Source organism: Streptomyces sp. SAI-135 (genome assembly GCF_029893805.1).
Classification (GTDB): domain Bacteria; phylum Actinomycetota; class Actinomycetes; order Streptomycetales; family Streptomycetaceae; genus Streptomyces.
The window spans coordinates 1,548,336-1,574,796 of record NZ_JARXYP010000002.1; the positions used below are offsets into that span (position 1 = coordinate 1,548,336).

At 72.0% G+C, this 26,461-nt stretch carries 23 protein-coding genes and 1 pseudogene; 17 read left to right on the top strand and 7 right to left on the bottom strand.

The genetic code is table 11. The features are described 5' to 3' along the window. Nucleotides 1-6 precede the first annotated feature (6 nt). Nucleotides 7-243, top strand: coding sequence for a DUF6213 family protein (locus M2163_RS11360; protein WP_037710150.1), 237 nt, complete (start codon nucleotides 7-9; stop codon nucleotides 241-243). 126 nt (nucleotides 244-369) lie between these two features. Next, nucleotides 370-1,597: pseudogene (locus M2163_RS11365) on the top strand (cytochrome P450). A 40-nt stretch (nucleotides 1,598-1,637) separates the two neighbouring features. On the opposite strand, the gene M2163_RS11370 reads toward M2163_RS11365, so the two are convergent. After that, a complete protein-coding gene (locus tag M2163_RS11370) occupies nucleotides 1,638-2,864 on the bottom strand; it encodes an acyl-CoA dehydrogenase family protein (RefSeq protein WP_280893901.1) in 1,227 nt (408 codons plus the stop codon). A gap of 172 nt (nucleotides 2,865-3,036) precedes the next feature. Here M2163_RS11370 and M2163_RS11375 point away from each other — a divergent pair, with 172 nt between their 5' ends. Next, nucleotides 3,037-3,681, top strand: a complete 645-nt coding sequence (locus tag M2163_RS11375; protein WP_280893902.1) for a TetR family transcriptional regulator — start codon at nucleotides 3,037-3,039, stop codon at nucleotides 3,679-3,681. 56 nt (nucleotides 3,682-3,737) lie between these two features. Here the strand turns inward: M2163_RS11375 and def are convergent, their stop codons facing one another. Next, entirely contained in the window at nucleotides 3,738-4,292 is a 555-nt protein-coding gene (gene def, locus M2163_RS11380; protein WP_280893903.1) for a peptide deformylase, read from the bottom strand. Between the two features lie 112 nt (nucleotides 4,293-4,404). On the opposite strand from def, the gene M2163_RS11385 reads away from it, so the two are divergent. The 7 genes from M2163_RS11385 to M2163_RS11415 all read left to right on the top strand — a co-directional run bounded on the left by M2163_RS11385 (nucleotide 4,405) and on the right by M2163_RS11415 (nucleotide 12,178). Continuing rightward, nucleotides 4,405-5,643: a MurT ligase domain-containing protein gene (locus M2163_RS11385; protein ID WP_053851915.1), complete on the top strand. Its 1,239-nt coding sequence runs from the start codon at nucleotides 4,405-4,407 to the stop codon at nucleotides 5,641-5,643. A gap of 16 nt (nucleotides 5,644-5,659) precedes the next feature. Next, nucleotides 5,660-6,388, top strand: coding sequence for a glutamine amidotransferase (locus M2163_RS11390; RefSeq protein ID WP_007380395.1), 729 nt, complete (start codon nucleotides 5,660-5,662; stop codon nucleotides 6,386-6,388). A gap of 196 nt (nucleotides 6,389-6,584) precedes the next feature. Continuing rightward, nucleotides 6,585-7,610, top strand: a complete 1,026-nt coding sequence (locus M2163_RS11395) for a 6-phosphofructokinase (protein ID WP_280852895.1) — start codon at nucleotides 6,585-6,587, stop codon at nucleotides 7,608-7,610. A 114-nt stretch (nucleotides 7,611-7,724) separates the two neighbouring features. Continuing rightward, nucleotides 7,725-8,675, top strand: a complete 951-nt coding sequence (locus tag M2163_RS11400; protein ID WP_280852894.1) for a cytochrome c oxidase assembly protein — start codon at nucleotides 7,725-7,727, stop codon at nucleotides 8,673-8,675. Between the two features lie 68 nt (nucleotides 8,676-8,743). Then, nucleotides 8,744-10,153, top strand: coding sequence for a PASTA domain-containing protein (locus tag M2163_RS11405; protein ID WP_280893904.1), 1,410 nt, complete (start codon nucleotides 8,744-8,746; stop codon nucleotides 10,151-10,153). A gap of 26 nt (nucleotides 10,154-10,179) precedes the next feature. Beyond that, nucleotides 10,180-11,991, top strand: coding sequence for a serine/threonine-protein kinase (locus M2163_RS11410; protein ID WP_280893905.1), 1,812 nt, complete (start codon nucleotides 10,180-10,182; stop codon nucleotides 11,989-11,991). A 13-nt stretch (nucleotides 11,992-12,004) separates the two neighbouring features. After that, complete coding sequence (locus M2163_RS11415; RefSeq protein ID WP_280852891.1) at nucleotides 12,005-12,178, top strand: hypothetical protein; 174 nt, start codon at nucleotides 12,005-12,007, stop codon at nucleotides 12,176-12,178. Nucleotide 12,179: 1 nt separating this feature from the next. On the opposite strand, the gene M2163_RS11420 is transcribed toward M2163_RS11415, so the two are convergent. From M2163_RS11420 to M2163_RS11435, 4 genes are read right to left on the bottom strand one after another with little or no spacing between them, the layout of a single operon-like run. Then, nucleotides 12,180-13,385 (bottom strand): histidine kinase, encoded by a 1,206-nt coding sequence (locus tag M2163_RS11420; RefSeq protein WP_280852890.1) that lies wholly within the window; start codon nucleotides 13,383-13,385, stop codon nucleotides 12,180-12,182. Next, entirely contained in the window at nucleotides 13,382-15,094 is a 1,713-nt protein-coding gene (locus tag M2163_RS11425; RefSeq protein WP_280852889.1) for a cation acetate symporter, read from the bottom strand. Before M2163_RS11425 ends, M2163_RS11420 begins: the two co-directional genes overlap by 4 nt. Further along, a complete protein-coding gene (locus M2163_RS11430) occupies nucleotides 15,091-15,453 on the bottom strand; it encodes a hypothetical protein (RefSeq protein ID WP_280852888.1) in 363 nt (120 codons plus the stop codon). The genes M2163_RS11425 and M2163_RS11430 overlap by 4 nt, the downstream gene beginning before the upstream one ends. Before the next feature lie 2 nt (nucleotides 15,454-15,455). Then, on the bottom strand, nucleotides 15,456-16,205 hold the full coding sequence (locus M2163_RS11435; RefSeq protein WP_280852887.1) for a LytTR family DNA-binding domain-containing protein: 750 nt from the start codon (nucleotides 16,203-16,205) through the stop codon (nucleotides 15,456-15,458). A gap of 78 nt (nucleotides 16,206-16,283) precedes the next feature. Here M2163_RS11435 and M2163_RS11440 point away from each other — a divergent pair, with 78 nt between their 5' ends. The 7 genes from M2163_RS11440 to M2163_RS11470 all read left to right on the top strand — a co-directional run bounded on the left by M2163_RS11440 (nucleotide 16,284) and on the right by M2163_RS11470 (nucleotide 24,752). Beyond that, entirely contained in the window at nucleotides 16,284-16,772 is a 489-nt protein-coding gene (locus M2163_RS11440) for an Lrp/AsnC family transcriptional regulator (protein WP_280852886.1), read from the top strand. A gap of 151 nt (nucleotides 16,773-16,923) precedes the next feature. After that, a complete protein-coding gene (gene ddaH / locus M2163_RS11445) occupies nucleotides 16,924-17,736 on the top strand; it encodes a dimethylargininase (RefSeq protein WP_280852885.1) in 813 nt (270 codons plus the stop codon). Beyond that, the gene (gene rocD, locus M2163_RS11450; protein ID WP_280852884.1) at nucleotides 17,733-18,953 is read left to right on the top strand and encodes an ornithine--oxo-acid transaminase; all 1,221 of its coding nucleotides are present in this window, start codon (nucleotides 17,733-17,735) and stop codon (nucleotides 18,951-18,953) included. Before ddaH ends, rocD begins: the two co-directional genes overlap by 4 nt. A 94-nt stretch (nucleotides 18,954-19,047) precedes the next feature. Then, on the top strand, nucleotides 19,048-21,480 hold the full coding sequence (locus M2163_RS11455) for a SpoIIE family protein phosphatase (RefSeq protein ID WP_280852883.1): 2,433 nt from the start codon (nucleotides 19,048-19,050) through the stop codon (nucleotides 21,478-21,480). A gap of 58 nt (nucleotides 21,481-21,538) precedes the next feature. Further along, nucleotides 21,539-22,786: a SpoIIE family protein phosphatase gene (locus tag M2163_RS11460; protein WP_280893906.1), complete on the top strand. Its 1,248-nt coding sequence runs from the start codon at nucleotides 21,539-21,541 to the stop codon at nucleotides 22,784-22,786. Nucleotides 22,787-22,926: 140 nt separating this feature from the next. Beyond that, entirely contained in the window at nucleotides 22,927-23,655 is a 729-nt protein-coding gene (locus M2163_RS11465; protein ID WP_280852881.1) for a lysophospholipid acyltransferase family protein, read from the top strand. 74 nt (nucleotides 23,656-23,729) lie between these two features. Then, on the top strand, nucleotides 23,730-24,752 hold the full coding sequence (locus M2163_RS11470) for an NAD(P)-dependent oxidoreductase (protein ID WP_280897247.1): 1,023 nt from the start codon (nucleotides 23,730-23,732) through the stop codon (nucleotides 24,750-24,752). A gap of 54 nt (nucleotides 24,753-24,806) precedes the next feature. Here M2163_RS11470 and M2163_RS11475 read toward each other — a convergent pair whose 3' ends face one another. Beyond that, nucleotides 24,807-26,420: an alpha/beta hydrolase gene (locus tag M2163_RS11475; RefSeq protein ID WP_280893907.1), complete on the bottom strand. Its 1,614-nt coding sequence runs from the start codon at nucleotides 26,418-26,420 to the stop codon at nucleotides 24,807-24,809. Nucleotides 26,421-26,461 lie beyond the last annotated feature (41 nt).

The following is a 26,461-nucleotide window of genomic DNA, read 5'->3' on the forward strand; positions in this document are numbered from 1 at the left end:
CCGGGTGTGAACCGCGAAGTGACTCTGCCTCTGATCGTCGATGACCGCGGGACCCTCCAGGTGGCCGCGGCCGATGTGAGCAAGCTGCTCCGCAGTCTCGGCGGACGGTGGCTGCACCTGGTCGAGGCCGGTTCGGAGGGGCTGGACGAGGATACGGTCGCCGCGCTGACGATCGAACTCGCGAAGCTCGCCGACCGGATCGACGTGGCGTGCATCGCGCACAGCAGCGGCGGAGCGCCGTAGCGGCCGCCGCGCCGTGGATGACCGGTCGCGCGGTCCCGCGTTCGGTGCAACCCGGCGTGACGCCGTCCGTCCCGCAGGTGATCGTGGACGGGACCACTTCCAGGTTCCGGGACGAGACGGTGCGGGATGAGCGACGAGACGATCACCGAGATCCTGCCCCCGGTCCGGCACTGGCCGGCGCTCGACCTGAAGGGCGTCGACTTCGACCCGGTGCTGACCGAGCTGATGCGCGAGGGTCCCCTGACCCGCATCCGGCTCCCCCACGGCGAGGGCTGGGCATGGCTGGTCACCCGGTACGAGGACGTACGGGCGGTGGCCGACGATCCGCGGTTCAGCCGCCAGGCCGTGCTGGAGCAGCCGGTCACCCGGTTCACCCCGCACTTCGTGCCGCACCGCTCCGGGGCGGCCGGCGCGGTCGCCTTCCTCGACCCGCCCGACCACACCCGGCTGCGCCACGCGGTGGCCGCCGCCTTCACCGCGCACTGTGTGGAACGGGTGCGGGAGCGGTGCCGCCCGATGCTCGACGAGCTGATCGACGAGCTGCTCCAGGACGGCCCGCCCGCCGACCTCACCGCGGCGGTGCTCAGCCCCTTCCCCAGCGCCGTGGTCTGCGAGCTGATGGGCGTCCCGGCCGCCGACCGGCACGGCATGCACACCTGGACCGAGCTGATCGTGTCCCTGTCGCACGGGGCGCGGGTCGGCGAGCGGGCCAGGAACGAGATGGGCGCCTACTTCGCCGACCTCATCGGCCTGAGGGAGGGCGGCACCGGCGAGGACGTGGCCTCGCTGCTGGGAGCCGCCCTGGGCCGCGGCGAGGTGGCGCTCGACGAGGCCGTGGGACTGGCGGTGCAGCTCCAGATCGGCTCTGAGGCGGTCACGCACAACAGCGGCCAGATGTTCTACCTGCTGCTGACCCGCCCCCGACCTGGCCGAACGGCTGCGCGCCGAGCCGGAGATCCGCCCGCGGGCCGTCGACGAGCTGCTGCGCTACATCCCGCACCGCAACGCGGTCGGCCTGTCGCGGATCGCCCTGGAGGACGTGGGGGTCGGCGGCGTACGGATCCGGGCGGGCGACGCGATCTACGTGTCGTACCTGTCCGCGAACCGGGACCCCGACGTCTTCCCGTACCCGGAGACGATCGACTTCTCCCGCGGCCCCCTCCCGCACGTGGCGTTCGGTGCCGGCCCGCACGCCTGTCCGGCCGGGCTGCTGGCCCGGTTGCAGTGCGAGCTGCTGGTCGAGGCGCTGCTGGAGCGGGTGCCGGGTCTGCGGCTGGCAGTCCCGCCGGACAAGGTGCCCTTCAGGAAGGGCAGGGCGGTCCGCGGCCCCGAGGCGCTCCCGGTGACGTGGTGACGGCTCCGGAGGGCTTCCGCTGCCTCCGGAGCCGCTGCCGCTACCGGATGGACATCCCGGAGAGCGTCCGCGCGATCACCAGCCGCTGGATCTCGCTCGTGCCCTCGAAGATCGTGTAGATCGCCGCGTCCCGGTGCATCCGCTCCACCGGGTACTCCCGGGTGTAGCCGTTGCCGCCCAGGATCTGTACGGCCTGCGCCGTGACCTTCTTCGCCGTCTCGCTGGCGAACAGCTTCGACATCGAGCCCTCGGCGGCGGTGAACTGCTTGCCGTTGATCGCCATCCAGGAGGCACGCCAGACCAGGAGACGGGCCGCGTCGATGGAGGTGCGCATGTCGGCGAGCTGGAAGGCCACGCCCTGGTTGTCGATGATCGGCCGGCCGAACTGCTCACGCGTCTTCGCGTAGTCGAGGGCGACCTCGTAGGCGGCCCGGGCGGTGCCCACGGCCATGGCGCCCACGGCGGGGCGCGACGCCTCGAACGTGGCCATCGCCGCGTTCTTGACCCGCTCGCCGCCGCTCTTCGCACGCTCGCGGGCCCGGGCGAGGCGCTGGTCGAGCTTCTCCTTGCCGCCGAGCAGGCAGGAGCCGGGCACCCGGACGTTCTCCAGGACGACCTCGGCGGTGTGCGAGGCGCGGATGCCGTGCTTCTTGAACTTCTGGCCCTGGGACAGGCCCGGCGTGTTCGGCGGCACGATGAAGGAGGCGTGGCCCTTGGAGCCGAGCTCCGGGTCGACGACCGCGACGACGACGTGGACGTTGGCGATGCCGCCGTTGGTCGCCCAGGTCTTGGTGCCGTTGAGCACCCACTCGTCCTTGGCCTCGTCGTAGACGGCACGCGTGCGCATGGAGGCCACGTCGGAACCGGCGTCCGGCTCGGACGAGCAGAACGCGGCGACCTTGACGTCGTTCGCGTCCCCGTACATCTGGGGGATCCAGGTGCCGATCTGTTCCTCGGTTCCGTTGGCGAGAACGCCGACAGCGGCCAGGCCGGTCCCTACGATCGACAGGGCGATGCCCGCGTCGCCCCAGAACAGCTCCTCCATCGCCATCGGGATACCGAGCCCGGTGGGGTCGAAGTACTGCTGGGCGTAGAAGTCGAGGGAGTAGATGCCTACCTTCGCGGCCTCCTGGATGACCGGCCAGGGAGTCTCCTCACGCTCGTCCCATTCGGCGGCCGCGGGGCGGATGACGTCGGCGGCGAAGCCGTGCAGCCAGTCCCGGACCTCCTTCTGTTCGTCGTTGAGCTCCATGGTGAACTCGGCCATGTCCCCTCCAGCGGCGACGCACGTGCGTGTTACTTGCGGTAACCCGAGTCTGTTACCCACGGGTAGGAAAAGTCAACTCCCCATGACCGGTCAGCAGCCTGTTCGATGTCCATCATCCGGCGGGTGTTAGTTTGCGCAGGCGTTACCGATTCAGCACGGGTGGGGAGAGCACATGGACACCACACAGCGGACCGATCAGCAGCGGTCGGCCGACCGCCGTCGGCGCGAGCTGCTGGAGGCCGCCGACAGGGTGGTGCTGCGCGACGGGCCGCAGGCCTCGATGAACGCAATCGCCGCGGAAGCGGGGATCACGAAGCCGATCCTGTACCGGCACTTCGGTGACAAGGGGGGACTCTACGCCGCTCTCGCCAAGCGGCACACCGACGCCCTGCTGGACTCGCTGCGGGCGGCGCTGGACGCTCCCGCGGACCGGCGCGAGCGGGTCGAGGCGACCCTCGACACGTATCTCGCGGCGATCGAGGCGCGGCCCCAGGTGTACCGGTTCCTGATGCATCCCGCCGAGGGGAGCCAGACCGGGGACCAGGGGTTCGACGTCGGCAAGCATTCCGCGCCCCTGCTGCGCAGGATGGGTGAGGAGTTGGGGCAGGTCATCGAGGACCGGCTGGACCTCGGGCCCGGCAGCCAGTTGCTGGCGCGGGTGTGGGGGCACGGGGTCGTCGGGATGATGTACGCGGCGGGTGACTGGTGGCTGGGGGAACGGCCGTGTTCGCGGGCGGAGTTGGTGCGGAGCATGGCGGACCTGTTGTGGGGGCGGCTCGCGGCGGCGGGGGACAAGGTGGGGGGTCCGGGGTTCTGACGGTCGCATGTCGGGTGCGGCGCCGGTTGGGGCTTGTCGCGCAGTTCCCCGCGCCCCTAGGTGGGATCACTCACCCGGTGCCAAGAGGATCTGGTCACTTGTCGCATGAGCCTGCGCTTGCGCCGGCCCGTCAGGTGGTCCGCGTAGGTCCTGCCCTGCAAGTGGTCCGCCTCGTGTTGTAGACATCTTGCGAAGAAGCCCGTGCCGTGGATCGTCACGGGCTCGCCCGTCGCCGTGAAACCCTCCACCACCGCGTGATCGTGGCGTTCCACCCCCGCCTCCAGACCCGGTAGGGACAGGCAGCCCTCCGGGCCTCGCACCACCACACCGTCCGTCTCCACCAGGCGGGGGTTGACCACATGACCCAGGTGGCGGGCCTCCTCGTCGTCCGGGCAGTCGTACACGAACACGCGCAGGGGGACGCCCACTTGGTTCGCCGCGAGGCCCACCCCCTCGTGCGCGTACATCGTCGCGAACAGGTCCTCCACGAGAGTTGCCAGTGCCGGGCCGAAGTCCGACACCTCCCCGCAGGGTTCGTGCAGCACGGGGCTGCCGAGCAGGGTGAGGGGCCGGACCCGGCCACGGGTGCCCGGAATGGAGCCGTTTCGCATGGCCGCAAGGGTACGGCGATTCGGGAGTGCCTACGGATCTCGATAGGCTGAGGTCCACACCACGTGGCCGGAGGCAGAGTCGCGGCGCGTACGCAAGGAGGATCGAGAACTGATGACAGGCAACTCGGACCCGCTCTCGCCGCGGGCCAAGCTGGCCGTGACGGCGGGCAAGGCCGTCGCGGCGGCATCCCGAGCCGCGGGTCGCGGCAGCGGTTCGGTCATCGGCGGCCGGGTGGCCCTCAAGCTCGACCCCGACCTGCTTGCCCGGCTCGCCCAGAACCTGGACGTCGTCCTCGTCTCGGCGACCAACGGAAAGACCACCACGACCCGTCTGATCGCGGAGGCCCTGGGCGCCGCAGGACCCGTCGTCTCCAACGCCCTCGGCGCCAACATGCCGGCCGGCATCACCTCGGCGCTCGCCGGCGGCTCGGACGCCCGGTACGGCGTCATCGAGGTCGACGAGAAGTACCTCGCGGGCGTGGCCAGGGACACCGACCCCAAGTGCATCGCCCTGCTGAACCTCTCGCGCGACCAGCTCGACCGGGCCGCCGAGACCCGCATGCTCGCCGAGAACTGGCGTGAGGGGCTGGCCGGTTCGAAGGCCGTCGTCGTCGCCAACGCCGACGACCCGCTCGTCGTATGGGCCGCCTCCTCCTCCCCCAACGTCATCTGGGTCGCCGCCGGGCAGATGTGGAAGGACGACGCCTGGTCCTGCCCGTCCTGCGGCGGCGTGATGCAGCGGCCGGGCGACGACTGGTTCTGCGGCGAGTGCGGGTTCCGGCGTCCCACCCCGAGCTGGGCGCTCTCCGGTGACCACGTGCTCGACCCGCACGGCTCGGCCTGGCCGATCCACCTCCAGCTGCCGGGCCGCGCCAACAAGGCCAACGCCGCCTCCTCGGCGGCCGTCGCCGCCGTCTTCGGCGTGCCGCCGCAGGTCGCCCTGGAACGCATGTACCAGGTGCAGGCCGTGGCCGGCCGCTACGACATCGTCCAGTTCCAGCAGCGCGACCTCAGGCTGCTGCTCGCGAAGAACCCGGCCGGCTGGCTCGAGACGTTCAGCCTGATCGACCCGCCGCCGACCCCGGTGATCCTCTCCGTCAACGCGCGCGGCGCCGACGGCACCGACACCTCCTGGCTGTGGGACGTCGACTACACGCGCCTGACCGGCCACCCGATCTGCGTGATCGGCGACCGGAAGCTGGACCTCGCGGTGCGCCTCGAAGTCGCGAACCAGAACTTCCAGGTCTGCGACAACCTCGACCAGGCCGTGCAGATGAGCCCGCCGGGCCGTATCGAGGTCATCGCGAACTACACCGCCTTCCAGGACCTGCGCCGCCGCGTCGGCAACTGAGACTCAGGGGACTTTTGTGAGCGACAACCAACTGCGGATCGTCTGGATCTACCCCGACCTGCTCAGCACCTACGGCGACCAGGGCAACGCCCTCGTCATCGAGCGCCGGGCCCGCCAGCGCGGCCTCGACGTGGCCCGCCTGGACGTGCGCAGCGACCAGCCGATCCCGACCTCCGGCGACATCTACCTGATCGGCGGCGGCGAGGACCGGCCCCAGCGGCTGGCGGCCGAGCGGCTGCGCCGGGACGGCGGTCTGCACCGGGCCGTGGGCAACGGCGCGATCGTCTTCTCGGTGTGCGCCGGATACCAGATCCTCGGCCACGAGTTCATCAACGACCTCGGCCAGCGCGAGCCGGGCCTCGGTCTGCTCGACGTGGTCTCGGTGCGCGGCGAGGGCGAGCGCTGCGTCGGTGACGTGCTCGCCGACATCGACCCGCGGCTCGGCCTGCCCCCGCTGACCGGCTTCGAGAACCACCAGGGCGTCACCCATCTCGGCCCCACCGCCCGCCCCTTCGCCAACGTCAAGCTGGGCAAGGGCAACGGCACCGGGGACGGCACGGAGGGCGCGTACAACGACACGGTGTTCGGCACGTACATGCACGGGCCCGTGCTCGCGCGCAACCCGCTGATCGCCGACCTGCTGCTCAAGCTGGCGCTCGACGTGAACGCGCTGCCGCCGACCGACGACCGCTGGTACGAGGCCCTGCGCAACGAGCGCATCACCGCCGCGCAGCAGCCCGCCTGAGCAGGGAGTTCACCTCGGTTCCAGACGCCTGTCACCAGCCCGTCTGACGAGTGCTCCGCACAGGTGAGCGGGGCCGTCCAGCAGGCGGACGCATGCTTCGGCCCCGCCCCCTCCTGCCGCTAGGGTGGCGGGGTTCGAGCCGGACAAAGTGGTCCGGACCCATGCCACGTTCACTCGCTGAAAAGGTTTCGCGGCTATGCGCATTGGTGTCCTCACGTCCGGCGGCGACTGCCCCGGCCTGAACGCCGTCATCCGGTCCGTCGTGCACCGTGCCGTCGTCGACCACGGCGACGAGGTCATCGGTTTCCGGGACGGCTGGAAGGGCCTCCTGGAGTGCGACTACCTCAAGCTCGACCTCGACGCGGTGGGCGGCATCCTGGCCCGCGGCGGCACGATCCTCGGCTCCTCCCGGGTCCAGCCCTCGCATCTGCGCGACGGCGTGGAGCGGGCCAGGGGGCATGTCGAGGAGCTCGGGCTCGACGCGATCATCCCCATCGGCGGCGAGGGCACGCTCAAGGCGGCCCGGCTGATGTCGGACGCCGGTCTGCCGATCGTCGGCGTGCCGAAGACGATCGACAACGACATCGCGGTCACGGACGTCACCTTCGGGTTCGACACGGCCGTCGGTGTCGCGACCGAGGCCCTCGACCGGCTCAAGACCACCGCCGAGTCCCACCAGCGGGTCCTCGTCGTCGAGGTCATGGGACGGCACACCGGCTGGATAGCGCTGCACTCCGGCATGGCGGCCGGTGCCCACGCCATCGTCGTGCCGGAGCGTCCCTTCGACATCGAGGAGCTGGCCCGGCGGGTCGGCGAGCGGTTCGAGGCGGGCAAGCGCTTCGCGATCGTCGTGGCGGCGGAGGGCGCCAAGCCGGCACCGGGCTCCATGGCCTTCGACGAGGGCGGCAAGGACATCTACGGGCACGAGCGCTTCGCCGGGATCGCCCGCCAGCTGTCGATCGAGCTGGAGGAGCGGCTGGGCAAGGAGGCCCGGCCGGTCATCCTCGGGCACGTGCAGCGCGGCGGTACGCCGACCGCGTACGACCGGGTGCTGGCCACCCGGTTCGGATGGCACGCGGTGGAGGCCGTGCACCGCGGGGAGTTCGGTCAGATGACCGCGCTGCGCGGCACCGACATCCTGATGGTGCCGCTGGCAGAGGCGGTCGAGACGCTGAAGACGGTCCCCGCGGACCGCTACGAGGAAGCCGAGTGCGTCCTCTAGATCAGCGCGTACGGCACTGAGCAATCCGCCCCCGGTCGCAGCCGCGACCGGGGGCGGTTCTAGTCTGTGTGGCGGACAGACTTGCACAACCCCCACGAATCAGGAGCCACCGCGATGGACCACAGCGGGCACGGCATGACGCACGATCTGCCGCCGTTCACGCTGGGACGAGGGCTTCAGTGGTCGGCCGACCCCTTCTTCCTCGTCGCCTGCCTTCTCGCGCTCGGCCTGTACGCGTGGGGCGTTGTGCGGCTGCGACGGCGGGGGGACTCGTGGTCCGTGGGGCGGACCGTCTCCTACGTGGCCGGTGTGCTGACCATCGGGCTGATGATGTGCACGGGGCTGAACGACTACGGGATGGTCATGTTCAGCGTGCACATGGTGCAGCACATGGTGATCAGCATGCTGTCGCCGATCCTGATCCTTCTCGGCGCCCCGGTGACCCTGGCCCTGCGGGCGCTGCCGGTCGCGGGCAAGGGGCGCAAGGGGCCCCGTGAGCTGCTGCTCGCGCTGCTGCACAGCCGGTACATGCGGACCATCACGCATCCGGCGTTCACCATCCCGCTGTTCATCGCGAGCCTGTACGCGCTGTACTTCACGCCGCTGTTCGACTTCCTGATGGGGTCGAAGACCGGGCACGTCGCGATGATGGTCCACTTCCTCGCCGTCGGTGTCGTCTTCTTCTGGCCGATCATCGGCGTGGACCCGGGGCCGCACCGGCCCGGATATCTGATGCGGATGCTGGAGCTGTTCGCCGGGATGCCGTTCCACGCGTTCTTCGGCATCGCGCTGATGATGGCGTCCGAGCCCATGGTGACGACGTTCAAGAACCCGCCCGCCTCGCTCGGCATCGACGCGCTCTCCGACCAGAACTACGCCGGCGGTATCGCCTGGGCGTTCAGCGAGATTCCCTCCGTACTGGTGCTGATCGCACTGCTGTTCCAGTGGTACGGATCCGAGCAGCGGCAGGCCAAGCGCACCGACCGGGCGGCCGACCGGGACGGCGACAAGGAACTCGAGGCGTACAACGCATATCTGGCCTCTTTGAGCACCCGCGAGCGTTGAGAGGCTTCGCCTTTCCGAAGCATTCAGTAGCATGAAGCGCGTTGGGGGAACCGCCGGGGGGAGCGGTCATGACACTTCGCGCGTTTATGCACAGGATCACCGTGCCGGTGATTTTCTCGCTGCTGCTGACGCTGCTGCTGAGCGGCTGCGGGAAAGGAAATCCACTGACGGTGGTCAAGGCCGCCGCCGTCGGTGTGCCCTCGCTCGCACCGTTCTTCGCCGAGAACAGCGGGCTGGGCAGGGACGCCGCCACCGTGCGGTCGCAGCCCGTGCGGGGAAGTCTCCAGCAGGGGGACACACCCGGCCTGTACGGCGGCAGCAAGCAGCCGACCATCTGTGACGTCGCCGGACTCGAACGATTCCTCACCGATCCCAGGAATCACAGAAAAGCACAGGCGTGGGCCGACGTACTGCACATCGGCACGGACGGCATACCGGAATATCTGGATCGACTCACACCGGTTCTGCTGCGTCACGACACGCTTGTCAGGAACCACGACTACAAGAAGGAAAAGGCCGTCCCGTACAACTCCTTGCTCCAGGCGGGAATCGCGATTCTCGTCGATGAACAAGGGCTTCCGGCTGTGAAGTGCTCGTGCGGAAATCCACTGCGGCCCTTCGAGGGCGACACCGGCCGGATTTCCGTCCGGTTCGAGGACGGCAACAAGAAGTGGGCGGGATACGAGCCTGAGTCCGTGGTGGCCGTGAAGCCCGCACCGCGGAAACTGGAACGGGTCGCTCTCGTGGATGTCCAGGAACCCTCCCGAGGCATCAACCGCCCGGTCGGCACCACCGGGGAGAAGGACACCGCCTTCGACGCGAAGAAGCGGCGCACCGTGCCGGACCTCACCGGGCGGACCTTCGCCCGGGCGAGCCGGGAACTGATCGAGGCCGGACTGGCGGCCGGGTACGCGGGTCAGCGGGCGCCCTTGGGGGACGCGCGGGTCACGGCCATCGATCCGCCCGCGGGGACCGAGCTGCCGTTCGGGCGGTACGTGACGCTGACCGTGGCCGGGGACGGCACGGGCGGCTCCGGCGGCGCGAGCGGGCCGACGACCGCTCCCCCGCCACCGTCCGGGCCGCACGTGTCGTCCCCGGGTACGCCGCCGCCGTCGTCGTCGGGGCCCTCGGGCTCGGCCGGGTCGCCGGGGTCGTCCTCGGCGCCGCCGTCCTCGGCGCCGCCGTCCTCGGCCGGCGGCAGGCCCGGTGCCTCCTCGGCGCCGCCGTCGTCGAGTGCGCCGGCGCCGGGCTCGTCCTCGCCCGACAGGGGGAGCGGTCCGCCGACCGCCACCCCGAAGACCAGCAGCGCGGCCCCGCCGCCGCCACCGCCTCCGTCGACGACCGGCGCGCCCGCCTCCAGCGCCCCTGCCACGAGCGCGCCCGCCACCAGTGCGCCCGCCACCAGTGCGCCCGCGACCGGCGGGCCCGTCACCGGCGGGCCCGTCACCGGCGGGCCGAGCACCACCGTCGCCACCTAGCGTCCCGCAGAACCGGGAGTCACCGGATGTCCTCAGGATCACCGACGTCGGGAGTGGGCCGGGTCATCGCCGGCCGGTATCTGCTGCTGAACCCGCTCGGCAGCGGCGGCATGGGCCATGTGTGGCTCGCCCATGACCAGAGACTCGCCTGCGAGGTCGCGCTCAAGGAGATCGTGTTCCGCGACCCGGCGGAGGCGGGCCACGAACGGGAGGCCCGGGTGGCGCGGGCCCGCGCCGAGGCCCGGCACGCGGCGGGACTGCGCGGCCACCCGCACGTGGTGACCGTGCATGACGTGCTGGAGCACGACGGACTGCCGTGGATCGTCATGGAGTACGTCGCGGACGCCGTGGACCTGCGCGACCTGGTCGAGACCCGCGGACCGCTCGCCCCGGCGGAGTGCGCCCGTATCGGCCTCGCCGTGCTCGACGCGCTGACCGCCGGGCACCGGCGGGGCGTGATGCACCGGGACGTGAAGCCGGCGAACATCCTGCTGGCGCCGGACCGCGACGGGTCGCCGTGCGGGCGCGTCCTGCTCACCGACTACGGCATCTCCGTGCAGCCGGACGCCGGGGAGACCCGGTACACGCTGGCGTCGGTGCTGGTGGGCACGGCGGGCTATCTGGCGCCGGAGAGGGCCACCGGCGGCACGCCCACCCCGGCCGCCGACCTGTTCTCCCTGGGCTGCACGCTCTACCACGCGGTGGAGGGCGTGGGGCCCTTCGAGCGGGAGTCGCATCTCGCCGAGGTGACCGCGGTGGTCATGGAGGAGCCGCGGCCCGCCGTGCGCGCCGGTGCGCTGGGTCCCGTGCTCCGGGCGCTGCTCGCGAAGGACCCCGGGCAGCGGCTGTCGGCGGCGGAGGCGGAGGCCGCGCTGTCGCGGATCGTGACGCCCGAGGCCGAGCCGTACGTGCGGACGCAGACCGACCTCGGCTCCCAGCCGCCCTGGGCGGCCGTGCAGGCGCCGCCGCCCCCCGTGGCGTTCTCGCCCCAGCGCGGCCACCGGCGGGAGCGCTCGCACGCCCTGCGGGCCGTCCTCGCCTGCGGACTGGGGCTGCTGCTGGCCCTGGGCGGGGTGTGGTACGCCCTGGCCGACCGTTCCTCGGACGGCGGGGGCGGAACCCAGGGCGCCCGGCAGCCGTACGGCGAGGCGGTGGGGCTCACCCGCCCCCTGCGCGACGGCGACTGCGTGATCGCCGACTGGCCCGGCGCGCAGCGGTTCCGGGGGACGCCCCGGCTGCGGCTGGACCCCGGCTGCGACAGCGTCCCGGACGGCCAGGTGATGGCGTTCGCCGCGGCCGCCTCCGCGGACGAGGCGCGGCGGACGGGGGCCGCGCAGTGCGAGGAGCGGACGCGGGAGATCCGGGACCGTCTCGCGGACGTCCGCAGCCAGGCCGTCGTGCCGACCGACGGGGGGTTCGGGGCCGCGGGACGGCGTACCGCGTGCCTGGTGCTGGGCGGGAACGGGCCGGTGTACGGGCCGATCGGCAGCCGGCGCGCGCCGGGCTCGGCGTTCGCGGACACGGCGACCATGCAGCGGCGGGACTGTCTGGACGTGCGCACCAACCGGGACGCCCGGCTGGTCTCCTGCCGGGGCACCTACGACGAGCAGGTGCTCGGATTCACCCGGCTGGACCCCGACGTCACGCTGTCCGAGGCGCGCACCGAGTCGGACCCGGCGTGCGCGCGTGACGTGCCGCCGGGCGACTACGGCTTCGATCCGTCCGTGTACACGGCGGGCTCCTGGACCAGCGAGGGGCCCTGGAAGAACGGCACGCATTTCGTCGTGTGCACCGTCCGCAGGCAGAACGGGGGCACCATGGAGGGGGACGAATCCTGAGGAGGGTGTCGCGATGGCCGGTACCGGTTCCACGGATGGCTCGACCCGGACGATGGGGGTGCTCACCGTAGGCGGTCTCGTCGCGGTGACCGCCTACACGGTGGCGCTCGGCAGCAACGGCTGGCTGTGGTTCGGCTGGGTCGTGCTGGGCCTGATCACCCTGGGCATGGTGGCCACCCGCGGCTGACTCAGCCGCCCGTGAGGCGGCCCGCCGAGTGCACGCCCGGCTGGTACTTGGGCAGCCGGGCGGTGATCTTCATGCCCGCGCCCACGGCGGTCTCGATGACGAGGCCGTAGGAGTCGCCGTACACCTGGCGCAGCCGGTCGTCGACGTTGGACAGTCCGATGCCGCCCGAGGGGCTGACCTCGCCCGCGAGGATGCGGCGGAGCAGGACCGGGTCCATTCCGGCGCCGTCGTCCTCGATGACGACGAGGGCTTCCGCGCCGGCGTCCTGGGCGGTGATCTGGAGGTGGCACTTCTCGGTCTTGCCCTCCAGTCCGTGCTTGATGGCGTTCTCGACCAGCGGCTGAAGGCACAGGAACGGCAGGGCGACCGGCAGCACCTCCGGGGCGATCTGGAGGGTGACGGCGAGGCGGTCGCCGAAGCGTGCCCGCACCAGCGCCAAGTAGTGGTCGATGGCGTGCAGTTCGTCGGCGAGGGTGGTGAAGTCGCCGTGTCTGCGGAACGAGTAGCGGGTGAAGTCGGCGAATTCGAGGAGGAGTTCACGGGCCCGCTCGGGGTCGGTGCGGACGAAACTGGCGATCACCGCGAGCGAGTTGAAGATGAAGTGCGGGGAGATCTGGGCCCGCAGTGCCTTGATCTCGGCCTCGATCAGCCGGGTGCGGGACTGGTCCAGGTCGGCCAGTTCGAGCTGGACGCTCACCCAGCGGGCGACCTCCCCGGCGGCGCGGACGAGCACCGCCGACTCGCGGGGCGCGCAGGCGACCAGGGCGCCGTGGACGCGCTCGTCGACGGTGAGCGGGGCTACGACCGCCCAGCGGACCGGGCAGTCGGGGGTGGCGCAGGTGAGCGGGAAGGCCTCGCCGCGGCCGGTCTCCAGCGGGCCCGCGAGGCGTTCCATGATCTCGGTGCGGTGGTGGCCGCCCACGCCGTCCCAGACCAGGACCTGCTTCTGGTCGGTGAGGCACAGCGCGTCCGTGCCAAGCAGCGAGCGCAGCCGGCGCGCCGACTTGCGGGCGGTCTCCTCGGTCAGGCCGGCCCGCAGCGGGGGCGCGGCCAGGGAAGCGGTGTGCAGGGTCTCGAAGGTGGCGTGCTCGACGGGGGTGCCGAGGCCGCCCAGGGTCTGCGGGCGGGCGGTGCGCCGGCCGAGCCAGAAGCCGGCGGCGAGCAGCGGGAGGATCGCCACGCACAGCCCGGCCAGGAAGCCGCTCATGCCTTCACCTCCGCCCTGAGCTCCTCCGGCAGGTGGAAGCGGGCCAGGATCGCCGCCGTGCCCGCCGGTACCCGGCCCGCGGTGGCCAGGGACACCAGCACCATGGTGAGGAAGCCGAGCGGCACCGACCAGAGCGCGGGCCAGGCGAGCAGGGAGTGCAGCGCTCCCGTCGCCGGGAGGCCCGCCATGGTCGCGGCCACGGCGACGAACGCCGAGCCGCCGCCGACCAGCATGCCCGCGGCGGCGCCGGGCGGGGTCAGCCGCCGCCACCAGATGCCGAGGACGAGCAGCGGGCAGAACGAGGACGCGGAGACGGCGAAGGCGAGCCCCACCGCGTCGGCGACGGGCAGTCCGCCGACCAGGACGCTCGCGGCGAGCGGGGCGCACATCGCGAGGACCGTGCCGAGCCGGAAGTGCCGTACGCCGCGCGCGGGCAGGACGTCCTGGGTGAGCACGCCCGCGACCGCCATGGTGAGCCCGGAGGCCGTGGAGAGGAAGGCGGCGAAGGCACCGCCCGCCACCAGCGCGCCCAGCAGGTCGCCGCCGAGGCCGCCGATCATGCGCTCCGGGAGCAGCAGGACGGCGGCGTCGGCGTCCCCGGTGAGGGTGAGTTCGGGGGCGTACAGGCGGCCGAGGGCGCCGTAGACCGGGGGCAGCAGGTAGAAGCAGCCGATCAGGCCGAGGACGGCGACCGTGGTGCGGCGGGCGGCGACGCCGTGCGGGCTGGTGTAGAAGCGGACGACGACGTGCGGCAGGCCCATGGTGCCGAGGAAGGTGGCGAGGATCAGCCCGTACGTGGCGTACAGAGGGCGTTCCTCGCGGCCCGCGGCCAGCGAGGTCGACATGCCGTCGCTGGTGCCGCGGTCGGCGGCCGGGACGGTGGTGCCCTCGGCGAAGGTGAGGCGGGTGCCCTTGTCGATGTGGTGGGTGCCGGCCGGGAGTCGGAGCGTGTCGTCCTCGTGCGGGCGGCCGTCGACCGTGCCGGTGACGGTGACGGTCAGGGGGCTCTCCAGCTCGAGGTCGAGGGTGGAGTCGACGCGGACCACGCGCTGTTCGCGGAAGGTGGCCGGTTCCTCGAAGGCGTGGCTGGGGGCGCCGTCGCCCTGCCAGGCGAGGATCAGGAAGAGGGCGGGGACGAGGAGGGCGGTGAGCTTGAGCCAGTACTGGAACGCCTGCACGAAGGTGATGCTGCGCATGCCGCCCGCGGCGACGGTGGCGACCACGACGACGGCGACGATGACTCCGCCGAGCCACTGGGGTGCCCCGGTGAGCACGGTCAACGTCAGTCCGGCGCCCTGGAGCTGGGGCAGCAGGTAGAGCCAGCCCACGCCGACCACGAAGGCGCCCGCGAGCCGCCGTACGGCCTGCGAGGCGAGTCGTGCCTCGGCGAAGTCGGGGAGGGTGTAGGCGCCGGAGCGGCGCAGCGGGGCGGCGACGAACAGGAGCAGGACGAGATAGCCGGCCGTGTAGCCGACCGGGTACCAGAGCATGTCGGTGCCCTGGACGAGGACCAGTCCGGCGATGCCGAGGAAGGAGGCGGCGGAGAGGTACTCGCCGCTGATGGCGGCCGCGTTCAGGCGGGGACCGACGGTGCGGGAGGCGACGTAGAAGTCGGAGGTGGTGCGGGAGATGCGCAGGCCGAAGGCGCCGACGAGGACGGTGGCGACCACGACCAGGGCGACCGCGGGAACCGAGTAGCTGGAGTTCATCGGTCCTCGACCAGCCGTACGAAGTCCCGTTCGTTGCGCTCGGCGCGGCGCACGTACCAGCGGGCCAGCAGGACCATCGGGACGTACAGGCCGAAGCCGAGGACGCCCCATTCGAGGCGGTGGGCGTCGGGCATGGCCGCGAAGAGCAGCGGGAGCGGTCCGATGAGCAGGCCGAGGAAGGCGAACACGGCGAGGGCGGCCCGCAGTTGGGTGCGCATCAGGGAGCGGACGTAGGTGTGGCCGAGGGTGGTCTGCTCGTCGATCTCGGTGCGCGGCCGGTAGTAGCCGGAGGCGGGGCGGCCGCGGCGGGGCGGGCCGGTGACGACGACCCGGCGCTCGGCGGGATCCTGGTGCGGCACGGTCAGGGCCTCCTCATCAGCAGGTCCCGCAGCTCCCGCGTGTGGCGGCGGCTGACCTGGAGTTCCTCGCCGCCGACCAGGACGGACACGGTGCCCGCGTCCAGGCGGAGTTCGCCGACGTGGCGCAGGGCGACGAGATGGCGGCGGTGGATGCGGACGAAGCCGCGCGAGCGCCAGCGCTCCTCCAGGGTGGACAGCGGGATCCGGACGAGGTGGCTGCCCTTGTCGGTGTGGAGTCGGGCGTAGTCGCCCTGGGCCTCGACGTGGGTGATGTCGTCGACGGCGACGAAGCGGGTCACCCCGCCGAGCTCGACGGGTATGTGGTCCGGGTCGGGTTCGTGCACGGGGATGCGGGGCGCGGCGTCGAGGCGTTCGGCGGCGCGGCGGACGGCCTCCGCGAGGCGCTCCTTGCGGACCGGTTTGAGGACGTAGTCGACGGCCTTGAGGTCGAAGGCCTGGACGGCGAAGTCCTCGTGGGCGGTGACGAACACGACGAGCGGCGGTTTGGCGAAGCCGGTCAGCAGCCGGGCGAGGTCGAGGCCGTCGAGCCCCGGCATGTTGATGTCGAGGAAGACGACGTCGATCGCCTCGGGCCCGTGCGGCCCGGACTCCAGCGCGCGGTTGATGCGGCGCAGCGCCTCGGTGGCGTCGCCGGCCCCCTCCACGCTGCCGATCCGGGGGTCGGTGCTCAGGAGGTAGAGCAGTTCCTCCAGCGAGGGGCGTTCGTCGTCGACAGCCAGGGCGCGCAGCATGAACCCGGAGTGTAGGAGCAATTCGTACGACGGGACACGTGCGGAGGTGTGGGCGCTCCCGCTGGATACAGTGCCGACATGAGCAGCAGGACCGTCGTGTTCGACGAGCTGGACCGGAAGATCGTCACCGCGCTGATGGCGAACGCGCGGACCTCCTTCGCGGAGATCGGTTCGGCGATCGGGCTGTCCGCCACGGCGGTGAAGCGGCGCGTGGACCGGCTGCGGGAGACCGGGGTGATCACCGGGTTCACGGCCACGGTGCGGCCGTCGGCGCTGGGCTGGCGCACGGAGGCGTACGTCGAGGTGTACTGCGAGGGCGCGGCTCCGCCCAGGCGGCTCGCGGAGGTGGTCCGCAACCATCCGGAGATCACCGCGGCGATGACGGTGACCGGCGGCGCGGACGCGCTGCTGCACGTGCGGGCGCGGGACGTGGAGCACTTCGAGGAGGTGCTGGAGCGCATCCGCGTGGAGCCGTTCATCCGGAAGACGATCAGCGTGATGGTACTGTCCCACCTCATCCCGGAGAGCCCCGAGGCGGGGGCGAGCCAGCCCGCGCCGGAGGCGTAGCGAATAAACGCAGCAGGCGTGCGTTTCGCCGACAGAATTCGCAGCATTCCTGCGCGGACACGCAATTCTTGTTGCTTGTCGGGCCTGCCGGTCACTTCCTACCTTGGTGTCAACCCTCAGTAGACACCGCAGGAAGCGGAGGAACCCCTCTGTGTCCGACTCCCGTGTGCCGCGCCGACGGCGCTTCCTCGTCTGCGAACCCAGACACTTCGCCGTGCAGTACGCGATCAATCCCTGGATGCATCCCGACACCCATGTCGACGTGGACCTCGCGCAGGAGCAGTGGCGGACCCTGATCCGCACCTACGAGGCCCACGGTCACAGCGTCGACGCCGTGGAGCCGGTGCCCGGTCTCCCGGACATGGTCTTCGCCGCGAACTCGGCGGTCGTCGTCGGCGGCCGCGTCTTCGGATCCCTCTTCCACGCGCCCGAGCGGCGTCCCGAGTCCACGCACTACGACCTGTGGTTCAAGAAGGCGGGCTACGACGTCCAGCGCCCGCAGGCGGTCTGCGAGGGCGAGGGCGACCTCGTCTGGACCGGTCGCTACGTGCTGGCCGGCACCGGGTTCCGCACGACCCGGGAGGCGCACCGCGAGGTGCAGGAGTTCTTCGGCCACCCGGTGATCAGCCTGACGCTGGTCGACCCGCACTTCTACCACCTGGACACCGCGCTGTTCGTCCTGGACGACGACAACATCGCCTATTTCCCGGAGGCCTTTTCGCCGGGCAGCCGCGAGGTACTCGCACGGCTGTACCCGGACGCGGTGCTCGCGACCCGCGACGACGCGATGGCGTTCGGTCTGAACTCCGTGTCCGACGGCCGGCACGTCTTCATCGCCCCGCAGGCCGAGGCCCTCGCCCTGCGCCTCGACGACCACGGCTACGTCCCCGTCCCCGTCGACCTCTCCGAGCTCCACAAGGCCGGCGGCGGCATCAAGTGCTGCACTCAGGAGATCCGCTCATGACCGCACCCGTAGGCACGCGTTCCTCCGCCGATCTCATCCGCGCCGAGGAGCCGGTCCTCGCGCACAACTACCATCCGCTGCCCGTGGTCGTGGCCCGGGCCGAGGGCACCTGGGTGGAGGACGTCGAGGGCCGCCGCTACCTGGACATGCTGGCCGGGTACTCCGCGCTGAACTTCGGCCACCGCCACCCGGCGCTGATCGAGGCGGCGCACCGGCAGCTGGACCGCCTGACGCTGACCTCCCGCGCCTTCCACAACGACCGGCTCGCCGAGTTCGCCGAGCGTCTGGCGGCACTGACCGGCCTGGACATGGTGCTGCCGATGAACACCGGCGCGGAGGCGGTGGAGAGCGGCATCAAGGTGGCCCGCAAGTGGGCGTACGAGATCAAGGGCGTCCCGGCCGACCGGGCCACGATCGTGGTGGCGGCGGACAACTTCCACGGCCGTACGACGACGATCGTGTCGTTCTCCACGGACGAGACGGCGAGGGCGGGTTTCGGTCCCTTCACGCCGGGCTTCCGGATCGTGCCGTACAACGACCTGGCCGCGTTGGAGGCGGCGATCGACGAGACGACGGCCGCCGTGCTCCTGGAGCCCATCCAGGGCGAGGCGGGCGTGGTCGTCCCGGACGACGGCTATCTGACCGGCGTCCGCGAGGTGACCCGCCGCAAGGGCTGTCTGTTCGTCGCGGACGAGATCCAGTCGGGCCTCGGCCGCACGGGCCGCACCCTGGCCGTCGAGCACGAGGCGGTCGTCCCGGACGTCCTGCTGCTGGGCAAGGCCCTGGGCGGCGGCATCGTCCCGGTGTCCGCGGTGGTCGCCCGCCGGGACGTCCTCGGCGTACTGCGGCCGGGCGAACACGGCTCCACCTTCGGCGGCAACCCGCTGGCGGCGGCGGTGGGCACGGCGGTGGTCGAGCTCCTGGAGACGGGCGAGTTCCAGCGCCGGGCGACCGAGCTGGGCACGGTCCTGCGGGACGGCCTGGCGGACCTCGTGGGCAAGGGGGTCGTCGGCTTCCGCGCCAGGGGCCTGTGGGCGGGTGTGGACGTCGACCCGGCGATCGGCACGGGCAGGGAGGTGAGCAAGCGGCTGATGGCCGAGGGGATCCTGGTCAAGGACACCCACGGTTCCACGATCCGGCTTGCGCCCCCGCTGACGATCACGGCGGACGAGCTGCGGTCGGCCCTGGGAGTGCTGGAAAGGGTGCTCGGGCAGTAGCCCGGCCGCCGCTCCCCGGCCGCGCACTCCCCCACACCGGGTGAAGATGTGACGAAGAGGTGGTAGACCACTCTCAGCGACAGAGAGGTCGGCCGTGGGCGCTCAGGAGGAGCACGACACCGCGCGGCACCGGTTCGACGTGGCCGATGCCGCGCCTCTGCTGCTCGATGCCCAGGGAGTCGTCAGGGGCTGGACCCGGGACGCCGAGCGCCTGCTGGGATACGGCGCCGCGGAGGCCGTGGGGATGGCGGCGTCCGCGCTGCTGACCGCGGAGGAGGCCCGGCGGCTGCCGGAGCTCGCCGAGCGGTGCCGCAGCGACGGCGGCTGGGCAGGGCTGCTGACCGCCCTGCGCAGGGGTGGCCGGCCCGTCCGGGTCATGGTGCGCATCACCGCCGCCGACGACCTGGACGGCTCCGCCCGCTGGCTGGTCCTGCTGTCCGAGCTGGCCGAGGCCCCCGGCTGGGACATGAGCCGCCGGGTGCTGGAGCAGATGGTCACCCGCTCCCCCATCGGCATCGCGGTCGTGGACACGGACCTGCGCTGTGTGTGGTCCAACCCGGCCCTCGAGCAGTTCGGCAGCGCCCCGGCCCAGCGGCGGCTGGGGCTGCGGTTCGCGGAGATCCAGCCGGGTCTGGACGCCGAGGCGATCGAGGCGCAGATGCGGCACGTGCTGGAGACCGGCGAGCCGGTCGTGGGCTACGAGCACGTCGGCCGGGTCCGCTCCGCCCCGCACCGCGAGACCGCGCACACCATGTCGTTCACCCGGATCGACGACGACCGGGGCCATCCGATGGGCGTGTACTACACCGTCGTCGACATCACCGAGCGGCACCGGGCCCGGCAGCGCCTCGCCCTGCTCGACCGGGCCGGCGAGTACATCGGCCGCAGCCTGGACATCCGGCGCACCGCGCAGGAACTGGCCGACGTGGCGGTGCCGGCGCTGGCCGACTACATCACCGTGGACCTGCTGGAGCCGGTGCTGCGGGGAGCGGAGCCCACCGAGCGGGTGACGCTGCTGCGGGCCGGGCACCAGTCGGTCCACGAAGGCGTCCCCGAGGCCGTCGTCGAGGTCGGCGAGGTGGCCGCCTACCGGCCCGGCTCGCCCCCGCTGCGCAGCCTGGCGGAGGGCACGTCCTGGCGGGAGGAGCGACTGGACCCGCTGGGCGCGGAGTGGGCGACCGGCATACCCGGCGGCCGCCGGGCCACCTTCCTGGAGCTGGGGCTGCACAGCGCGCTGGTGGTGCCGATCCGCGCGAGGGGCGTCACCCTGGGCGTCGCCGTCTTCTTCCGCCGGCGCCGCCAGGAACCCTTCGACGAGGACGACCTGAACCTCGCCGAGGACCTCGTCTCCAGGGCCGCCGTCTGCGTGGACAACGCCTGGCGCTACACCCGTGAACGCGAGGCGGCGCTCGTCCTGCAGCGCAGTCTGCTCCCCCACCGGCTGCCCGAGCAGGACGCCGTGGAGGTGAGCGCCTGCTACCGGCCCGCCGACGAGCTGACCGGCCTCGGCGGGGACTGGTACGACCTGATCCCGCTCTCCGGCGCGCGGGTCGCCCTCGTGGTCGGCGAGGTGCCCGGGCACGGCATCGGCGCCGCCGCCGCGATGGGCCGGCTGCGGACCGCCGTACGGACGCTGGCGGCGCTGGATCTGCCGCCCGAGGAGGTCCTGGGGCACCTGGACGACCTGGTGGCCCGGTCGGCGCGCGAGGAGGGCGCGGGGCCGGAGACGGAGGACACCGACAGCACCCGGGGCTCCGGATGCGTGTACGTCGTCTACGACCCGGTCGACGGGCAGTGCACGATGGCCGCCGCCGGGCATCCCGCGCCCGCCGTGATCCTGCCCGACGGCACGGTCGCCTTCGTGGACCTCCCGCAGGGGCCGTCGCTCGGCGTGGGCGGCCCGCCCTTCGAATCGGTCGAGCTGGCCCTGGCCGAGGGCAGCACCCTGGCACTGCACACCGACGGGCTGCTGGCCCGCGGCGAGGAGTGGGCCGTGGACGCGGGCCGGCACCGGCTGCGCCAGGCCCTGGAGAGGTCCGCGCCCTCGCTCGAGCTGCGCTGCCGGACCGTGGTCGAGGCCCTGGCCCCGGACCGGCCGCACGACGACGTGGCCCTGCTCATGGCCCGCACCCGGCTGCTGGGGCCCGACCAGGTCGCGGACTGGGACGTGCCCGTCGATCCGGCCCGGGTCGCCGAGGCCCGCAAGACGGCGTCCCGGCAGCTGGCGGAGTGGGGCCTGGAGGAGTTCGCCTTCACCACGGAGCTGATCGTCAGCGAACTGGTCACCAACGCCATCCGGCACGCCGTCGGCCCGATCCGGCTCCGGCTGATCCGGGAGCGGTCCCTGATCTGCGAGGTGTTCGACAGCGGGGACACCGCGCCCCATCTGCGCCACCCGCGCACCACGGACGAGGGCGGCCGGGGGCTGCTGCTGGTCTCCCAGTTCGCCCGGCGCTGGGGCACCCGTTTCGTCCCCGAGGGAAAGGTCATCTGGGCCGAGCAGCCCCTCGCGGATCCACCGGACTGAACGCCGGACCCCGCATACCGTGGGAAAATAGTGCGATCCCGGCGGGGAGGCAGCAGCCATGAGCGACACACCCATCGACGACCCCGACTCCATCGACTACCCAGCCGTGTTCCAGGCCCTGCCCGGCATGGTCGCACTGCTCACACCCGACCTGGTGTACGCGGACGTCAACGAGGAGTTCCTGCGCATGGCCGGGCGCCGGCGCGAGGAGGTGGTGGGCCGCTACCTCTTCGACGTGTTCCCGGACAACCCCAACGACACCGCGTCCACCGGCATGCTCAATCTGGCCGCCTCCCTGCACCGGGTGCTGGAGACCGGGGAGCGCGACTCCATGGCGCTCCAGCGCTACGACGTCGAGGTGCCGGGCCGGCCGGGAGTGTGGGAGGAGCGCTACTGGAGCCCGTGCAACGCCCCGGTGCTCGGCGCGGACGGCAAGGTCGAGCTGCTCGTGCACCGGGTCGAGGAGGTCACCGAGCTGATCCGGGCCCGCGGCGGCCAGGGCGGCGACCGGGCCCGCGTCCTGGAGGCCGAGCTGTACACCCGCGCCCGTGAACTCCAGGCGCTCAACGAGCGGCTGCGGCAGGCCCACGCCCGGGACAGTGAGGTCGCCCTCGCCCTGCAGGACGCCATGCTGCCCACCGCCCGGCAGTCGCTGCACCACCAGGTCGCCGTGCGCTACCGGCCGGCGGTCGGCGCGCTGAACGTGTGCGGCGACTGGTACGACCTGGTCGACCTGGTGGGCGGCCACCGCGTCGGTGTCTCGGTCGGTGACGTGGTGGGCCACGGACTCCCGGCCGCCGGGGTGATGGGCCAGCTGCGCAGCGCCCTGAGCGCCGCCTCCCGGGTGGCCGAGGGGCCGGCGCAGGCCCTGGACGTGCTGGGCCGGTACGCCCATGTCGTCGACGGCGCCGAGTCCGCCACCGCGGTCACCACCTTCATCGACTTCGACCACCGCACCATCACCTACAGCAGCGCGGGGCACCCGCCGCCGATGCTGGTGCACGCCGACGGCCGGGTGGAGTGCCTGGACAAGGCGACCGACCCGCCGCTCGACGCCCGCCCCGACCCGATGCCCCGGCCGCAGGCGCAGACCGCCTTCACCGGCGGCGCCACCCTCGCGCTGTACACCGACGGCCTGGTGGAGCGGCGCCGTGAGGACATCGACACCGGGCTCACCCGGCTCGCCGACTCCCTCGTCCGGCACCGCGAGGACGACCCCGAGACCCTCGCCGACGCGGTCCTGCTGGAGCTCCTGCCGCCCGGCGGCGCCACGGACGACACGGCCCTGGTGATCCTACGGCTGTGAACAGGCCAAGGTCGGTGAGAGCTGCCTTCGGCCTGTTCCGGGGCCCGCCACCTGCGCCTACACTGGCAGCCCCACCTCACGCCGGTTGACCAGCCAGAACGCGGAGTTGAGCCGTCCGCCCGACCGAGGAGCGCCCCCTCTTGTTCTACTACCTGCTCAAATACGTGCTGTTGGGGCCGTTGCTGAGACTGGTCTTCCGGCCTCGAATAGAAGGTCTGGAGCACATCCCGGAGTCGGGTGCGGCCATCGTCGCCGGCAATCACCTGTCGTTCTCCGACCATTTCCTGATGCCCGCGGTGCTCAAGCGGCGCATCACCTTCCTGGCGAAGGCCGAGTACTTCACCGGCCCCGGCATCAAGGGCCGGCTGACCGCCTTCTTCTTCCGCAGCGCCGGGCAGATCCCGGTCGACCGGTCCGGCAAGGAAGCGGGCAAGGCCGCCATCCGCGAGGGCCTCGGCGTGCTGCGCAAGGACGAACTGCTCGGCATCTACCCGGAGGGCACCCGCTCCCACGACGGCCGCCTCTACAAGGGCAAGGTGGGCGTCGCGGTGATGGCGCTCAAGGCGCAGGTCCCGGTCATCCCCTGCGCGATGATCGGCACCTTCGAGGCCCAGCCGCCCGGCAAGGTGATCCCCAACATCCACCCCGTGGTGATCCGCTTCGGCAAGCCGCTGGACTTCTCCCGCTACGCCGGGATGGAGAACGAGAAGGCGATCCTGCGGGCCATCACCGACGAGATCATGTACGCCATCCTGACGCTGTCCGAGCAGGAGTACGTCGACCAGTACGCGGCCGTGGTGAAGGCGGAGGAGGCCGCCGCGGCGAAGGAGGCGAAGGAGCGCAAGTTCCCGCGCCTTCCGTTGAGTTGAGGTCTGCCGTCGGCAGAACTCCCTGGAGGCGCCGGGGGTGAGCGCCGTACGGTCGCCGCATGACACGACGTGCTGTGGTGATCGGGGCGACGGGACAGATCGGACGGGCGGCCGTGGCGGCGCTCGCCGGGGACGACTGGGAGGTGACGGCCGTCTCACGGGGCGGCGGCCGGGACGAGAGCTGGCCCGCGCGGGTGCGCACCGCGCGCGCCGACCGGGCGGACGACGCCGCTCTGGCCGCCGCGGTGGGCGACGGCTGCGAGGTCCTGGTGGACGTGGTGGCCTACGGTCCCGCGCACGCACGGCAGTTGCTGTCGCTGGCCGACCGGGTGGGCTCGGCCGTGGTGATCTCCAGCGTGTCGGTGTACGAGGACGACAAGGGCCGTAACTTCGACACCCAGGGTGAGCCGGACGGCTTCCCGGAGTACCCGGTGCCCCTGACCGAGGACCAGCGGACCGTCACCCCAGGCGACACCTCGTACAGCACCCGCAAGGCGGGGCTGGAGCGTGAACTCCTGGCCGCCGGGGAGCGGTTGCCCACCACGCTGCTGCGGGCCGGCGCGGTCCACGGCCCGCACTGCCGGACCCCGCGCGAGCTCTACTTCGTCAAGCGCAACCTGGACGGCAGGGCTCGGCGCGTCCTCCCGTTCGGCGGGCGCAGCCGCTTCCACCCCGCGAGCGTCCACAACCTCGCGGAGCTGATCCGGCTCGCCGCCGCGCGGCCGGGTTCACGGGCCCTGAACGCCGTGGATCCGGACGCCCCCACGGTGGCGGAGATCGCCGCCGCGATCGACGCCGTCATGGGCGTGCGGACCGAGACGGTCCTGCTGGACGGGCCGCCGCCGTCGCCGGCCGTGGGCGACACGCCGTGGTCGGTGCCCGTGCCGGTCGTCTGCGACATGTCCGCCGCGGAACGGGAGTTGGGCTACCGGGCGGTGGTGCGGTACGCGGACCGGCTGTCTGAGACCGTCGCCTGGATCGAGGAGCAGCTGGCCGGACGGGACTGGCGGGAGGCCTATCCGAGGATGTTCCAGACCTACGGCGACCTCTTCGACTACGCGGCGGAGGACGCGTACCTCCACTCGCTCGGCGCATGAGGAAGGGGCGGCCCGTGGTCCGGGCCGCCCCTCCTTCGTCGTACGGGGTACCGCTTACGGCTTCGGCGTGGCGTGCGGGGTGCAGGTCACGTCGGTCGCGTCCAGCTTGCCGGTGAGCAGGTAGGCGTCCACCCGCGTGTTGATGCAGGGGTTGACCAGACCGGTCACGCCGTGGGAGCCCGCGTCCTTCTCGGTGATCAGGCGGGAGCCCTTGAAGCGCTGGTGCAGTTCGACGCCGCCCTCGTACGGGGTGGCCGCGTCCCGCTCGGACTGCACGATCAGCACTCCGGGCAGACCCTTGCCGGTCCTGACGTTCACCGGGGTCTGCTGCTTGACCGGCCAGGTGGCGCAGGGCAGGTTCAGCCAGGCGTTGGCCCAGGTCATGAACGGGTACTTCTGGTGCAGCGCGGTGTTGTCCCGGTCCCACTTCTTCCAGCTGGTGGGCCACTTGGCGTCGGTGCACTCGACGGCCGTGTAGACGGCGTTGCCGTTCTCCGAGGAGATGTTGCCCGCGGTGTCGGTGAGGTCCGGGGCGGCCGCGTCGACCAGCGCCTGGGTGTCACCGGCGACGTACTTGCTGAACGCCGTGGCGACCGGCACCCACGAGGAGTCGTAGTACGGGGCGCTCTGGAAGAAGCCGATCAGCTCGGCCGGTCCTACGACCCCGCCGAGGGGGTTCTTCTTGGCGGTGGCCCGCAGTTCGAGCCACTTCGCCTCGACCGCGGCCCGGGTGGTGCCGAGGTGGAAGGTGGCGTCGTTGGCGGCGACCCAGTCCTCCCAGTCCTTCCAGCGGCCCTCGAAGGCGATGTCCTGGTCGAGGTTGGCCTCGTACCAGATCTTCTCCCGCGAGGGGTTGACCACGCTGTCGACGACCATGCGGCGCACGTGGTTCGGGTACATGGTGCCGTACACGGCGCCGATGTAGGTGCCGTAGGAGACGCCCAGGTAGTTGAGCTTCTTCTCGCCGAGCGCGGCGCGGATGACGTCCAGGTCGCGCACGGTGTTCGGCGTGGTCATCTGCTGGAGCATGGCCTTGCCGGTGCGCTCGGCGCAGCCCTCGGCGTACTCACGGGCCAGCTTGCGCTGGGCGAGCTTGTCGGCCTCGCTGTCCGGCACCGGGTCCATCTTGGGCGCCTTCACGAACTCCTGCGGGTCCATGCAGGAGATGGGCGCGGAGTGGCCGACACCGCGCGGGTCGAAGCCCACGAAGTCGTACGCCTTGGCCGCGTTCGCCCAGATCGGGTTCTTGTTGACGACGCGCAGCGGGAAGCGCATGCCCGAGCCGCCGGGGCCGCCCGGGTTGTAGACGAGGGCGCCCTGGCGCTCCGCCGCGGTGCCGGTGTTGCCGATGCGGTCGACAGCGAGCTTGATCTGCTTGCCGTTCGGCTTCGCGTAGTCCAGCGGCACGCTGACCCAACCGCACTGGACCGGCTTCGCGATCCCCCAGTCGGCGGGGCAGTCCGCCCAGTCGATGCCGGCCTTCGCGGCTCGGGCCGCGGCGATCGCGGCGCCCACGGCCTCGCGGTCCTGTACGTGCCGGCCCGTCAGGTCGGACGTGTTGGCGCCGGACGCGGGTGCCGCGACGGCACCGGATATCAGTGTGGCCGTGATGAGCACGCCGGCCGAACCGAGTGCCGTCGTGCGCCACTTCGGTCTCGTCTCCCTCAAGAGGGACCCCTCCCCGTACGTCGTTTCGATTCCTTCGGGGA